Here is a 12,340-nt window from a genome sequence, read left to right as displayed (position 1 = left end):
ATTTATTCTTTGCTGACTATCTCAACAGAGTTACGCTTTTAAGCCTTGTAAGATCAAGTCTTGTAGCTCTCTTTTCTCTTCGGTTGATAAACCGACACTTCGCCCTTTCGCCTGCAAATTTTCAATTTGTTTTTCTACGCACTGGGCAAGAATTTTGTCCAATGAGTCTAAAAAAAGTTCTTCTTGATTGTCCTCAACAAGAGGGATTTCCCAACTTGCTAGACGAGACAGAAGCTTCTCATTTTTTGTATCTCGCCAATGTTCGAGCAATTGACCTGTAGTGATATGGGGATATTGTTGACATTTTTCAAGTACTTCATTCAAGGTCTCCAGACCCGGAAGTTGTAAATGTCGCACACTGGTGAGATCCGGTACCAATTCAGCATAGCTCGGTTTTTGGATTAGCAGCGCAATAACATCACGCATCGGGGTGCGTTTTATGACTTTATGTGGCGCGGAACGCTGTTCTGGATAACGCACTTTTTTGCGCCGCAGTTGGTGATCAAACCCGGTTCGCTCATCGAGTAGTTTTTCAAGGATCTCTTGTAAAAAAGGATCCGGAATTTTATTGATGAGTGGGGTGGCGAGTGCCCGTAGTGCAGATTTGCCCTCATGGCTACCTAAGTTGATTTGGTGAAGCTCAATTAAGTTATCAAATAGGTATTGCGAAAGAGGCGTGGCATTGGCGACTTGCTGTTCAAACTGAGCTTTGCCGTATTGACGTACATAGCTATCTGGGTCTTCGCCATCGGGCAAAAAGAGGAATTTAAGAATATTGCCACTTTTAAGATAGTCTAATGCGTTTTCTAGGGCGCGCCATGCGGCATCACGTCCGGCGCGGTCACCATCGTAACAGCAGATCACTTGGTTAGTTTGACGAAATAGCAGTTGTAAATGATCGCCAGTGGTTGAGGTGCCGAGTGAGGCAACCGAATAATCCACGCCATATTGGGCCAGCGCGACGACATCCATATAGCCTTCGACGACTAAGATTTGTGGTGGTTCTCGATAGGCTTGCAGCACTTCATACAAACCGTACAACTCTTTGCCTTTATGGAAAATCGGCGTTTCTGGCGAGTTCAGATACTTTGGCGTGCCTTGTTCAGTAATCCGGCCACCAAAGCCGATCACGCGACCGCGTCGGTCACGGATTGGGAACATGACACGGCCACGAAAGCGGTCATAGCGTCGCCCATTATCATTCTCAATCAGCATGCCAGCTGTCACTAGCATCTCTTCGCTAGAGCGCTGTTGACCAAAATTGCGCCGTACCAAATCCCATTCATCGGCGACATAGCCAATGCCAAATTTTTGGACGATTTCACCCGATAAACCACGATTTTTCAGGTAATCAATCGCATGCTTATTGGTCGATACTTTGAGTTGCTGACGGTAAAATTGTGCGATGCTGGCCATCAGATCATATAGGCTGCGTTTCTCGTCACTTTTTATCGTTGCGGTTTGTTGAGCAAATGGGCTGGAAGGTGTCCGTTCTTCACGCTGAACTTCAAGACCTATGGTTGACGCGAGCTCTTCAATCGCTTCCGGAAATTCCATGCGCTCATATTCCATGACGAAATCGATGGCATTGCCATGCGCACCACAACCGAAGCAGTGGTAAAACTGTTTTTCCTGACTGACACTGAAAGAAGGGGTCTTTTCATTGTGAAAAGGGCAGCAAGCACCGTAGTTTTTGCCTTTTTTCTTGAGTTTTACGCGTACGTCAATCACGTCGACAATATCGAGTCGAGCAAGGAGATCATCAATAAAACTGCGTGGGATGTGTCCTGCCATAAATCTCTGCATGTGCCGAAAATGAGAGGGTCAAATACAAACAAGCCGTGCGTTCCAAAGGATTGCACGGCTTGTTGTAATTGGGTTGGGATTAAGCCAGTTTAGCGCGGACCAAACCGCTTACTTTACCCATATCTGCACGCCCTTGAATATGCGGTTTGAGTACAGCCATCACTTTGCCCATGTCTTGCATGCCTGAGGCGGCTGATTGGGCAATCGCACTGTTGATCAGTACGCTCACTTCATCGTCGCTCAAAGGTTGAGGCATAAAATCCTCAAGTACGGTGATCTCTGCTTTCTCCGCATCAGCCAAGTCTTGACGACCCGCTGCTTCGTATTGGCTTACAGAGTCGCGACGCTGTTTCACCATTTTGGTTAGCACGCCAACAATATCGTCATCGCTCAGAGTGATCTGCTCGTCGACTTCACGTTGTTTAATGGCGGCTAACGCTAAACGGATAGTGCCAAGGCGTAATTTATCCTTGGCTTTCATCGCTAGTTTTTGCTCTTCTTTGAGATTATCAATTAGAGCCATAACAGATTCCTTAGTTTAGGAAGTTGTTATTAGTACAGACGAACGCGACGTGCGTTTTCGCGAGCAAGCTTCTTAGCGTGACGCTTTTGAGCTGCTGCTTTAGCGCGTTTGCGAACGGTAGTTGGTTTTTCGTAGTGCTCACGACGACGCACTTCAGAAAGGATACCTGCTTTTTCGCAAGAGCGTTTGAAACGACGCAGTGCTACGTCGAACGGTTCGTTATCACGTACTTTAACTACTGGCATATGCCTTTCACCTCAGGGGTTAATTCGTTAATGCTGATATTTGATGACTTAAGCAGCAAGAATTCTTGCTCACCTAGTCGATAACCAGCTAGATCAAAATGGTGCGAAATTTTAATCTGATCACCTCCGCTTTGTAAAGCACTTTGTCGCTTACATTGTGGACAAGGTTTGTTTGTCGCGCCAAGGCAAGGTAACATGACGCCATCTTTGATTTTAGATGGCGGCGTGCTGAGAAAACTATGCGCATTATTGGTATTGAAACCTCGTGTGACGAAACGGGGATCGCGATTTACGATGACGAACAAGGACTGTTGGCGCATCAGCTTTACAGTCAGGTCAAGCTGCACGCCGATTACGGCGGAGTGGTGCCTGAATTGGCTTCGCGTGACCATGTTAAAAAGACCATTCCGCTGATTAAAGCAGCGATGGCGCAAGCCAATGTGACGCCGCAAGATATCGATGGGGTGGCATTTACGGCAGGTCCCGGTTTAGTGGGGGCACTGTTGGTCGGTGCAACGATTGGCCGCAGTTTAGCTTACGCATGGAATGTGCCTGCGGTACCGGTTCACCATATGGAAGGGCATCTGTTGGCTCCGATGTTGGAAGATAATCCACCGCCTTTTCCTTTTGTCGCGTTATTGGTTTCTGGCGGTCATACCATGCTAGTGGAAGTCAAAAATATCGGTGAATACCGAATTTTAGGCGAGTCAATTGATGATGCCGCCGGTGAAGCGTTTGATAAAACCGCTAAGCTGATGGGGCTAGATTATCCTGGCGGACCGTTATTGGCCAAGTTGGCTGAGCAAGGTACGCCTGGGCGTTTTAAATTCCCACGGCCAATGACCGATCGTCCAGGTCTGGAGATGAGTTTCTCTGGCTTAAAAACCTTTACTGCGAATACGATAGCCGCAAATGAGAATGATCCACAGACACGCGCTGACATTGCTTACGCCTTCCAAGAAGCCGTGTGTGACACTTTAGTCATTAAATGTAAACGCGCATTGGAAGAGACGGGACTTAAGCGTGTGGTGATTGCGGGGGGCGTGAGTGCCAACAAGCAGTTGCGTGCTGATTTGGAAAAACTCGCGAAAAAAATCGGTGGCGAAGTGTATTACCCACGTACTGAGTTTTGTACTGATAATGGAGCGATGATCGCTTATGCCGGCATGCAACGTTTGAAAAATGGTGATGTGTGTGAACTTGGCTTGCAAGCTCGCCCGCGTTGGCCGATTGATCAGTTAACGTCAATTCAGAAATAAGTACTACGAAATGGTATTGAAACGGTCGCACTAGCGGCCGTTTTTCTAAACAAAAGAATGAATTAGCGAAAGCTTGCTTTCTGTTCCGACTTGTCTAAGCCGCACTTCGTGTTAGAGTCAGTTTCTATTTTTAATGATGGAAGTATAACTAAAATGAATTCGTGGTTTATTGATGGCCAAAAAATGGCTTACCTTGATGTCGGGGAAGGTGAAGTGTTGCTCTTTGGGCACAGCTATTTGTGGGATCACCAAATGTGGGCTCCGCAAATTGCGAAGTTGAGCCAGCATTATCGTTGTATTGTGCCGGATTTTTGGGCGCATGGCGCTTCAGATGCCGCCCCTACTGCGATGAGCAATCTCAAAGATTACGCTCAGCATATGTTGGCGCTGATGGATCATCTGCAGATTGAGCATTTCTCTGTGATTGGCTTGTCGGTGGGGGGAATGTGGGGCGCAGAGCTGGCCTTACTTACGCCAAAGCGAGTTCAATCTCTGGTTATGATGGATACTTTCGTGGGTCTTGAACCGGAAGTGACCCACAAAAAATACTTCGCCATGCTAGATACCATTGCTCAGCTGCAGGCGGTGCCCGCTCCGATTGTAGAGGCGGTTGTTCCTATGTTTTTTGCATCTAACACATTGAAAAACGAGTTGCCTGTTGTGGCGCAATTTCGCTCGGCTCTGCAAGGTTTGAGTGGCGAGCGTGCTGTTGAAGTGGCGCGTTTAGGGCGCATGATTTTCGGGCGTCGTGATTTGATGGATGAGATCGAGCACTTAACTCTGCCTGTACTCATCATGGTTGGCAGTGAAGATACTCCTCGCCCAGCGTTAGAGTCTTACCTGATGCAAGATACGATTCGAGGCAGCCAACTTGAAGTGATTGAAGGGGCGGGACATATCAGTAGTTTGGAGCAGGCAGAGTCGGTGACACACCATCTTCAAACGTTTTTAGCAACCGTATATTGATTTTTCAGCCATTAATTAAATGGCTATCACCTATTGAGCCGCGTACGGTTACACGACGCGGCTCTCTTCATCGCTCTGCTTCTTATTCTTTTCACCGACCTTGGGCTCGGTACCCGCAAACAGGCGCTTCACGTTTTGATGATGGCGCAGCACAATCAAACAGCACAACATGGCAACCGAAAGCGTGTACTGTGGCTTAATTAGCCAAGTGTAAAGCGGCGCGAGCAACACAGTGACTAAGGCTGCAAGCGACGAGTAGCGAAACAGTACGACAACGACAAGCCACGTGACCATCACCATAGCGGTTAAATCGAGCCCAATTGGTGCGATTGCACCTAACGCGGTTGCCACGCCTTTACCACCTTTAAAGTGGAAAAAAATCGGGTACATATGCCCAAGACAAGCGGCGATGGCCACCAAACCCAACATCAGCGGATCAATATTCAGAAAGTAGCTACCCCATACGGGGATGGTGCCTTTGAGCATGTCACACAGGAGCACGGCGATCGCGGCTTTTTTTCCACCAATGCGTAGTACATTGGTGGCTCCGGGATTGTGGGACCCCACATGACGCGGATCGGCCAGCCCTAGCACACGGCAGATCAACACTGCACTGGAAATCGATCCCAGCAGATAGGCAAAAATGATCATGCACAGCGCCAATGGAGTCATAACAGCCTCAAAGTACGTATTTCGAAAACTTTGTTCGAATAACGGTTGCTATTGCCTGCTCAATAATAAAAACCTTTTAGGATTTAGCATCTTGAACAGGTTGGGTATATCATATCGTGATTAAGCGGATAGTACGATTTTTTCAGCGGTTTGGGTATCCGACCTGTGGATAGGAAATGATGAAGCATGGATAAAGTGTTTATTGAACAGTTGCAAGTGATCACCACCATTGGTGTTTACGACTGGGAACAGCAGATTAAGCAAAAGTTAGTGCTGGATCTGGAAATGGCGCACGATAATCGCCCCGCAGGTAACAGTGATGATGTTAAGGATGCGTTGGATTACGCACAAGTGAGCCAAGCGGTGATTGAACATGTTGAGCAAGGGCGTTTTTTGTTGGTTGAGCGAGTGGCAGAAGAAGTGGCACAACTGATCATGACCCGTTTCTCGGTACCTTGGATCCGGATCCGTTTGACCAAACCCGGCGCAGTACCGCAAGCTAAAGGGGTCGGCGTGGTCATTGAGCGATCGCGTGGATGATCACCGCCTATATTGGGGTTAGCTCTAATCAACAGCGTCATCAATCGATAGAAGCTGGAGTGCGTGAGCTCAGTGCGCTGGGTCATCAATTGCGCATTTCAACCATCTACCAGTCGCCATCGTTTGGGTTTGCTGGTCAGGATTTTTTTAACTTAGTGATTGAAATACAAACACCATTATCACTCTTAGAATTGCAGGCGCAATTGAAAGCGATTGAGCTGCGTCATGGCCGTTTACTCAATGCACAAAAGTATCAAGATCGAACATTGGATCTTGATATAGTGTTGTACGGTGATTGGGTGTCGGAGTGTAAGCCAATTCTACCGCGCCCCGACATCTATTGTTACCCGTTCGTGATCCAACCGTTATATGAGCTCTGTCCACAGCGAGTGATCGTTGGCGATGGCCGCACTGTCGAGCAGATCTGGCAGCAAGCGCAGGATTTAGCTTCCTTGACCCGAGTACCACTCTGGTTTTCTATTGATGAGAAGAAACAGTCATGAGTTATTTTGAGTCGTTCATTCTAGCTTTAATTCAAGGTTTTACTGAGTTTTTACCCATTTCTAGCTCCGCGCACTTGATCTTGCCCTCAGCGGTTTTCGGTTGGTCCGATCAAGGTTTGGCGTTTGATGTGGCGGTACATGTTGGCACTTTAGCCGCAGTGGTGATCTACTTTCGTAAAGAAGTGATCTGTTTATTAGCTGCCTTTTTGGCCTCGATTTTTAAAGGTGATCGCAGTAAAGAGGCTAAATTAGCTTGGTTGATTGTGCTCGCCACCATACCAGCTTGTGTGCTGGGTTTGCTAATGAAGGATATTGTTGAGCTCTATTTACGTAGTGCTTGGATTATTGCTATCACCACCATAGTGTTTGGCTTGCTGCTGTGGCATGCCGATAAACACGCCGCGTTAAGCGCCGATGAATATCAAACCAATTGGCAAAAGGCACTGTTGATTGGTTTGGCTCAAGCGGTGGCGTTGATCCCTGGTACTTCTCGTTCTGGGGCCACGATAACGGCGGCTTTATATCTTGGCTTTACTCGTGAGGCGGCGGCGCGTTTTTCATTCTTAATGTCGATTCCGATCATTGTGCTGGCCGGTAGCTATCTTGGCCTTAAGCTGTTTACCAGCGGTGAGCCGATCCACGTTGGCTTCTTACTGACCGGGATCATCACTTCATTTATTAGTGCTTACTTGTGTATTCATTTCTTTTTGAAGCTCATTTCACGCATGGGCATGACCCCGTTTGTGCTGTATCGTTTAGCGCTGGGGATTGGCTTATTGGCATTTTTATCAACCCAATAATTAGCCAGTAGGCTCATGTGCTGAGCTTTATGGTATAAATGAGCCAGAGATAACCGACGTCACGCTTGGGCGTCGGATTGAAATAATAAAGATGGATAGGTTATGCGAGTGTTTGCTTTGACCCTGAGCTTATTATTAGTTTGGCTGTGTTATACCCTGCTGTGGGGTAAAAACGGAGTGATGGATTTTCGAGCCGTCAAGGCAGAAATTGAGGTGCAACAGTTGGTCAATGCGAACCTTCATCTGCGTAATCAAGAGATGTTTGCTGAAATTGACGATCTACGCCAAGGGCTAGATGCGATTGAAGAACGTGCTCGTAACGAACTTGGCATGGTCAAACAAGGGGAAACCTTTTATCGCATTATCGGCGAGGAGTCACGTCGATGAATAAGCTGATTGCAGTTGTACCCGCAGCGGGTGTCGGCAGCCGTATGCAAGCAGATCGGCCGAAACAGTATTTGAGTCTACTAGGTAAAACGGTACTTGAGCATACGATTGACGGTTTATTAGCCCATCCACAGATCGATCAAGTCGTCGTCGCGCTCAGTGCAGACGACCCCTATTTTTCGCACTTAGCACTGGCGAGTGATCCGCGCGTGATCCGAGTTGATGGTGGTCAGCAACGCGCCGATTCAGTGTTAGCTGCGCTGGACTATGTGTGTCAGCACCAGCTCAGTCAATGGGTGTTAGTGCATGATGCGGCGCGCCCTTGTGTTACCCACGCAGATATTAGTCAACTGATCCGCTTGGCATTAACCCATCCGGTTGGTGCCATTCTTGCCGCTCCAGTGCGTGATACCATGAAGCGTAGCGATCATTTACAGCAGATTGAACATACCGTGGATCGAACCGCATTATGGCATGCACTGACGCCACAAATGTTTCGCGCCCAAGCACTGCGTGAGGCGTTACATGCCGCTTTGCAACAGCAGGTCACCATCACCGATGAAGCCTCGGCATTTGAATGGCGTGGCGAAAAGCCCGCGTTAGTGACTGGCCGAGCGGATAACCTCAAAATTACTCAACCTGAAGATCTTGCATTAGCCGAGTTCTATTTAAGGCGCAATAAGGAAACATTATGATCAGAATTGGCCACGGCTTTGATGTGCATCGTTTTGGTGGTGAAGGCCCGATTATTATTGGTGGGGTTAGTATCCCTTATGTGCAGGGTTTGATCGCCCATTCTGATGGTGATGTCGCGCTGCATGCATTATGCGACGCCTTATTAGGTGCGATTGCTGCCGGTGATATTGGTCGTCATTTCCCAGATACCGACGATAAATGGCAAGGGGCGGATAGCCGTGAGCTACTCAAAGATGTTTACCGCCGTGTACGACAACAAGGCTATGTATTGGGCAATGCCGATGTGACGATTATTGCCCAAGCGCCGAAAATGGCCCCTTATATTCAAGCGATGTGTGCGGCGATTGCCGAAGATCTGCAAACCGATGTGAGCCGCATTAATGTTAAGGCGACCACCACAGAAAAATTGGGTTTTACCGGACGTAAAGAAGGTATTGCCTGTGAAGCGGTAGTGCTGTTACAGCAAGCTTAATTTGCCGCTAATCTTATTTATTCATCGATCAGCATGCGTCGATTTATTGTGGAATTAAAATGACCGATATTCTCGCTCCTCTGGCTTATTTATGCGGCAAGCCAACCGCAAGCGCTAAACTCAAAGTATTACCTGAACATTTTCAAGTTAGCGAAGTGTTGGGTTATCCGTTAACCGGAAGTGGTGAACACTTGATGGTGCGTATTCGTAAGACGGGTGAGAACACCAGTTTTGTGGTTAACGAGCTAGCCAAAGCGTGTGGTGTACCTTCACGAGCGGTAAGTTGGGCTGGGTTAAAAGATCGCCATGCGGTGACTGAGCAGTGGCTGAGCGTGCATCTGCCCAAAGGGGAGACGCCCGATTTTTCGGCTTTTCTAGCTCAATATCCATCGATTGAAATCCTGCAAGTGACTCGCCATGATAAAAAGCTGCGCCCGGGCGATTTGCAGGGCAATGATTTTGTGATCACCTTGTCAGAGGTGAGTGATGTGGCTGCGGTGGTGAGCCGTTTGGAGAGCGTTGCCAAGTTCGGGGTGCCTAATTATTTTGGCAGTCAACGTTTTGGCCGTCATGGCAATAACCTGAGCGAAGCGCGCCGTTGGGGGCGTGATAATGTCCGTTCGCGCAATCAGAATCAGCGCAGCTTATATCTGTCTGCGGCTCGTTCGTGGATTTTCAACCAGATTGTCTCTAAGCGGATTGAGCAAGACCTATTTTCCCACTTTATGGTCGGTGATATTGCACTGGAACAGCAGCAACTGTGCCTGGTGCAAGGTGATTTAGCGCAGTGGGATCAGCGCTTACAAGCCGAGCAAGTGGCGATTTCTGCCGCGTTAGCGGGCGATAATGCGCTACCGACGACAGATCAAGCTTTACAGCTGGAGCAAGCACAACTGGATGCCGAGCCTGATTTAATGGCATTGATCCGTGCTAATCGGATGCGCCATGATCGCCGTGCCATCGCTTTGCAGGCGCAAAATTTAAGCTGGCAGGTAGAGCAAGATCAGATCACCTTGCGCTTTACGCTCGATGCTGGCAGTTTTGCCACCTCACTCGTTCGTGAATTGATCGAAGAGATCCCGGTTGAGCGTCACTATGCTCAAGCGGATCAGCCAGCTAACCACGATGCTGACAGCGAGGAATAGCGTGAAAATTCTGCTCAGTAATGATGATGGTGTGTACGCTCAAGGCTTACACACATTAGCTGATGCTCTGCGTGATTTAGCCGAAATCGTGATCGTGGCGCCGGATCGTAACCGCAGTGGCGCTTCAAATTCATTGACATTAGAGCAGCCATTACGTGTTTCACTCATCGCACCCAACACCTATTCAGTGCAGGGCACGCCGACCGATTGTGTGCATTTTGCATTGAATGAGCTAATGAAAGATGAGTTACCGGATTTGGTGCTTAGCGGCATCAATCATGGGGCGAATCTCGGTGATGATGTGCTCTATTCGGGGACGGTCGCGGCGGCGATGGAAGGTCACTTACTTGGCGTGCAAGCTATCGCTTTTTCGCTGGTCGGCAATACCCATTTTGCCACGGCGGCTCATGTTGTGCGCCAGTTGGTTGAGCAGCATTTAGCGCATCCGATCCCGACTCATCGCTTACTTAACGTCAATATTCCAGATCTGCCAGTGTCACAAATTCAAGGCGTGCAAGTCACGCGTTTAGGTGCGCGTCATCACGCAGAAAGTATGATAAAGCAGCAAGATCCGCGTGGGCATGATATTTATTGGCTTGGCCCTCCGGGTAAAGAGCAAGATGCGGGAGTGGGCACCGATTTTTATGCGATTGAACGGGGTTGGGTGTCATTGACACCGCTGCAAGTTGATTTAACCGCACACGAATCATTACTCAGTATGGATCATTGGTTACAGGAAAAGGTGAATGGCTAACCCAAAAGCCGACAGACTGATTCAATTTTTAACTGAGCAGGGGATCACTTCGCGCCCGGTTTTGGAGGCTATCCATACCCTGCCACGCGAGTGTTTCGTTGCGCCAGCTATGATGCATCAAGCTTATGACAATAACGCACTACCGATTGGCCAAGGCCAGACGATTTCTCAGCCTTATATCGTCGCAAAAATGACCGAACTGCTGGCCTTAACTCCAGAGACTAGAGTGTTGGAAATTGGTACCGGTTCCGGTTATCAGACTGCGGTGCTCGCCAAATTGGTTAACCATGTTTTTACAGTTGAGCGGATCAAAACGTTGCAGTGGGAGGCCAAACGGCGTCTCAAACAGCTCGACATCTATAACATATCCACCAAACATAGTGATGGTTGGCAGGGCTGGTCTGCACGCGCCCCGTTTGATGCCATTTTAGTGACGGCAGCGGCGGCAAAAGTACCACAGGGTTTATTAGAACAGCTTGCCGAGGGTGGGCGTATGGTGATCCCGATTGGTGAGCATGAGCAGCATTTGTACAAAATTGTCCGTCGTGGTCAGCAGTTTATCGGTGAGCGGCTAGAAGAGGTACGCTTTGTCCCTTTAGTGGCAGGAGATCTTACCTGATGCCGATTTACCCTTTGCGAACTATGGTGTTGGTAGCACTGTGCAGCTTATTATTTGGCTGCGCAGCGCATACACCAGCCCCAGTTGCTGGATTGGGTAAAAATTACAATAGTATTGAACGAGGTAGCTATCGCGGAAGTTACTATGAGGTGAAAAAAGGCGATACGCTCTATTTCATTGCTTACGTGACCGATAAAGATGTTAATGAGCTGATCCGTTTCAATAACCTCGCAGCACCTTATACGATTCATCCTGGCCAAAAGCTCAAATTGTGGCTGCCCAGTTATACCGCACCAGCTTATGGCGGAACCGGCGGTGTCGCTGTGGTAGCGGCCGCTGCCACTCGTAGCGCGCCACCCGCTCAAGCAACAGCGGTTAACCGACCTACCCAATCTGTGACCTCAAACGCAAATTCCCCAAGCACGACCAAGAAAGCAACAAATAATCAACATTTAACCGCTAAGGAGCCGGTTAAAGCGGTTGATAAAAAACAAGTAAAGGAGTATGTTAAACCAGCTGGTAAACAAGATGTTAACATTGTCGCAGCAAGTTCTAAACCTTCGAGTGATAAAATAGCCAAGTGGTTATGGCCGACGAAAGGCAGAGTGATTAGCAATTTCTCTGCTGGTGATCAAGGCAATAAAGGCATCGACATCGCAGGTCAACGTGGTCAAGCAATTATTGCCACTGCGAATGGAACGGTAGTTTATTCAGGTAATGCACTCCGTGGTTACGGTAACCTGATTATTATCAAGCACAATGAGCAGTACTTAAGTGCCTATGCGCACAATGAACAGTTGCTAGCAAAAGAAGGACAAACTGTGCAAGCCGGGCAGAAAATTGCCACTATGGGTAGCTCAGGCGCTGCCGATGTACGTTTGCATTTTGAGATCCGTTATCAAGGCAAGTCAGTGAATCCTAAACGTTACTTACCTTAACTCTATTTGCTAAGG

Annotated in this window: 17 protein-coding genes; 12 read left to right on the top strand and 5 right to left on the bottom strand. The window is 48.2% G+C overall.

Going from position 1 to position 12,340, the window contains the following annotated elements; genetic code table 11:
• Positions 1 to 30 precede the first annotated feature (30 nt).
• The 4 genes from dnaG to G7083_RS03870 all read right to left on the bottom strand — a co-directional run bounded on the left by dnaG (position 31) and on the right by G7083_RS03870 (position 2,771).
• Entirely contained in the window at positions 31 to 1,794 is a 1,764-nt protein-coding gene (gene dnaG, locus G7083_RS03885; protein WP_166013673.1) for a DNA primase, read from the bottom strand.
• Positions 1,795 to 1,885: 91 nt separating this feature from the next.
• A complete protein-coding gene (locus G7083_RS03880; RefSeq protein ID WP_166013672.1) occupies positions 1,886 to 2,329 on the bottom strand; it encodes a GatB/YqeY domain-containing protein in 444 nt (147 codons plus the stop codon).
• Positions 2,330 to 2,358: 29 nt separating this feature from the next.
• Positions 2,359 to 2,574, bottom strand: coding sequence for a 30S ribosomal protein S21 (rpsU, locus tag G7083_RS03875; protein WP_166013671.1), 216 nt, complete (start codon positions 2,572 to 2,574; stop codon positions 2,359 to 2,361).
• Positions 2,565 to 2,771, bottom strand: a complete 207-nt coding sequence (locus tag G7083_RS03870) for a hypothetical protein (protein WP_166013670.1) — start codon at positions 2,769 to 2,771, stop codon at positions 2,565 to 2,567. The genes rpsU and G7083_RS03870 overlap by 10 nt, the downstream gene beginning before the upstream one ends.
• A 42-nt stretch (positions 2,772 to 2,813) precedes the next feature.
• Here G7083_RS03870 and tsaD point away from each other — a divergent pair, with 42 nt between their 5' ends.
• Positions 2,814 to 3,833, top strand: a complete 1,020-nt coding sequence (gene tsaD, locus G7083_RS03865) for a tRNA (adenosine(37)-N6)-threonylcarbamoyltransferase complex transferase subunit TsaD (protein WP_166013669.1) — start codon at positions 2,814 to 2,816, stop codon at positions 3,831 to 3,833.
• A 153-nt stretch (positions 3,834 to 3,986) separates the two neighbouring features.
• Positions 3,987 to 4,799, top strand: coding sequence for an alpha/beta fold hydrolase (locus G7083_RS03860; RefSeq protein WP_166013668.1), 813 nt, complete (start codon positions 3,987 to 3,989; stop codon positions 4,797 to 4,799).
• A gap of 48 nt (positions 4,800 to 4,847) precedes the next feature.
• Here G7083_RS03860 and plsY read toward each other — a convergent pair whose 3' ends face one another.
• Positions 4,848 to 5,471, bottom strand: coding sequence for a glycerol-3-phosphate 1-O-acyltransferase PlsY (plsY, locus tag G7083_RS03855; protein ID WP_166013667.1), 624 nt, complete (start codon positions 5,469 to 5,471; stop codon positions 4,848 to 4,850).
• Positions 5,472 to 5,657: 186 nt separating this feature from the next.
• Here plsY and folB point away from each other — a divergent pair, with 186 nt between their 5' ends.
• The 10 genes from folB to nlpD all read left to right on the top strand — a co-directional run bounded on the left by folB (position 5,658) and on the right by nlpD (position 12,325).
• Complete coding sequence (gene folB / locus G7083_RS03850; protein ID WP_166013666.1) at positions 5,658 to 6,011, top strand: bifunctional dihydroneopterin aldolase/7,8-dihydroneopterin epimerase; 354 nt, start codon at positions 5,658 to 5,660, stop codon at positions 6,009 to 6,011.
• Positions 6,008 to 6,514, top strand: coding sequence for a 2-amino-4-hydroxy-6-hydroxymethyldihydropteridine diphosphokinase (gene folK, locus G7083_RS03845; RefSeq protein ID WP_166013665.1), 507 nt, complete (start codon positions 6,008 to 6,010; stop codon positions 6,512 to 6,514). The genes folB and folK overlap by 4 nt, the downstream gene beginning before the upstream one ends.
• On the top strand, positions 6,511 to 7,314 hold the full coding sequence (locus G7083_RS03840) for an undecaprenyl-diphosphate phosphatase (protein ID WP_166013664.1): 804 nt from the start codon (positions 6,511 to 6,513) through the stop codon (positions 7,312 to 7,314). Before folK ends, G7083_RS03840 begins: the two co-directional genes overlap by 4 nt.
• Positions 7,315 to 7,416: 102 nt before the next feature.
• Positions 7,417 to 7,701: a cell division protein FtsB gene (gene ftsB, locus G7083_RS03835; protein ID WP_166013663.1), complete on the top strand. Its 285-nt coding sequence runs from the start codon at positions 7,417 to 7,419 to the stop codon at positions 7,699 to 7,701.
• The gene (ispD, locus tag G7083_RS03830; RefSeq protein WP_166013662.1) at positions 7,698 to 8,396 is read left to right on the top strand and encodes a 2-C-methyl-D-erythritol 4-phosphate cytidylyltransferase; all 699 of its coding nucleotides are present in this window, start codon (positions 7,698 to 7,700) and stop codon (positions 8,394 to 8,396) included. Before ftsB ends, ispD begins: the two co-directional genes overlap by 4 nt.
• Positions 8,393 to 8,869 (top strand): 2-C-methyl-D-erythritol 2,4-cyclodiphosphate synthase, encoded by a 477-nt coding sequence (gene ispF / locus G7083_RS03825; protein WP_166013661.1) that lies wholly within the window; start codon positions 8,393 to 8,395, stop codon positions 8,867 to 8,869. The genes ispD and ispF overlap by 4 nt, the downstream gene beginning before the upstream one ends.
• A 59-nt stretch (positions 8,870 to 8,928) precedes the next feature.
• A complete protein-coding gene (gene truD, locus G7083_RS03820) occupies positions 8,929 to 10,014 on the top strand; it encodes a tRNA pseudouridine(13) synthase TruD (protein WP_166013660.1) in 1,086 nt (361 codons plus the stop codon).
• A gap of 1 nt (position 10,015) precedes the next feature.
• Positions 10,016 to 10,768 carry a 5'/3'-nucleotidase SurE gene (gene surE / locus G7083_RS03815; protein ID WP_166013659.1) on the top strand — a complete coding sequence of 251 codons (753 nt, stop codon included), beginning with the start codon at positions 10,016 to 10,018 and terminating at the stop codon, positions 10,766 to 10,768.
• Positions 10,761 to 11,387, top strand: a complete 627-nt coding sequence (locus G7083_RS03810) for a protein-L-isoaspartate(D-aspartate) O-methyltransferase (RefSeq protein ID WP_166013658.1) — start codon at positions 10,761 to 10,763, stop codon at positions 11,385 to 11,387. The genes surE and G7083_RS03810 overlap by 8 nt, the downstream gene beginning before the upstream one ends.
• Positions 11,387 to 12,325, top strand: coding sequence for a murein hydrolase activator NlpD (nlpD, locus tag G7083_RS03805; RefSeq protein ID WP_166013657.1), 939 nt, complete (start codon positions 11,387 to 11,389; stop codon positions 12,323 to 12,325). Before G7083_RS03810 ends, nlpD begins: the two co-directional genes overlap by 1 nt.
• Positions 12,326 to 12,340 lie beyond the last annotated feature (15 nt).

Source organism: Vibrio sp. HDW18, from assembly GCF_011306175.1.
Lineage (GTDB): Bacteria > Pseudomonadota > Gammaproteobacteria > Enterobacterales > Vibrionaceae > Vibrio > Vibrio chanodichtyis.
The sequence above is the reverse complement of the archived record's forward strand: the minus strand, read 5'-3'. Positions and strand labels throughout refer to the sequence as shown.

Coding starts and splice junctions, on each gene's coding strand:
- dnaG (WP_166013673.1), bottom strand. CDS start 1,794: ATGGCAGGACACATCCCACGCAGTTTTATTGATGATCTCCTTGCTCGA.
- G7083_RS03880 (WP_166013672.1), bottom strand. CDS start 2,329: ATGGCTCTAATTGATAATCTCAAAGAAGAGCAAAAACTAGCGATGAAA.
- rpsU (WP_166013671.1), bottom strand. CDS start 2,574: ATGCCAGTAGTTAAAGTACGTGATAACGAACCGTTCGACGTAGCACTG.
- G7083_RS03870 (WP_166013670.1), bottom strand. CDS start 2,771: ATGTTACCTTGCCTTGGCGCGACAAACAAACCTTGTCCACAATGTAAG.
- tsaD (WP_166013669.1), top strand. CDS start 2,814: ATGCGCATTATTGGTATTGAAACCTCGTGTGACGAAACGGGGATCGCG.
- G7083_RS03860 (WP_166013668.1), top strand. CDS start 3,987: ATGAATTCGTGGTTTATTGATGGCCAAAAAATGGCTTACCTTGATGTC.
- plsY (WP_166013667.1), bottom strand. CDS start 5,471: ATGACTCCATTGGCGCTGTGCATGATCATTTTTGCCTATCTGCTGGGA.
- folB (WP_166013666.1), top strand. CDS start 5,658: ATGGATAAAGTGTTTATTGAACAGTTGCAAGTGATCACCACCATTGGT.
- folK (WP_166013665.1), top strand. CDS start 6,008: ATGATCACCGCCTATATTGGGGTTAGCTCTAATCAACAGCGTCATCAA.
- G7083_RS03840 (WP_166013664.1), top strand. CDS start 6,511: ATGAGTTATTTTGAGTCGTTCATTCTAGCTTTAATTCAAGGTTTTACT.
- ftsB (WP_166013663.1), top strand. CDS start 7,417: ATGCGAGTGTTTGCTTTGACCCTGAGCTTATTATTAGTTTGGCTGTGT.
- ispD (WP_166013662.1), top strand. CDS start 7,698: ATGAATAAGCTGATTGCAGTTGTACCCGCAGCGGGTGTCGGCAGCCGT.
- ispF (WP_166013661.1), top strand. CDS start 8,393: ATGATCAGAATTGGCCACGGCTTTGATGTGCATCGTTTTGGTGGTGAA.
- truD (WP_166013660.1), top strand. CDS start 8,929: ATGACCGATATTCTCGCTCCTCTGGCTTATTTATGCGGCAAGCCAACC.
- G7083_RS03810 (WP_166013658.1), top strand. CDS start 10,761: ATGGCTAACCCAAAAGCCGACAGACTGATTCAATTTTTAACTGAGCAG.
- nlpD (WP_166013657.1), top strand. CDS start 11,387: ATGCCGATTTACCCTTTGCGAACTATGGTGTTGGTAGCACTGTGCAGC.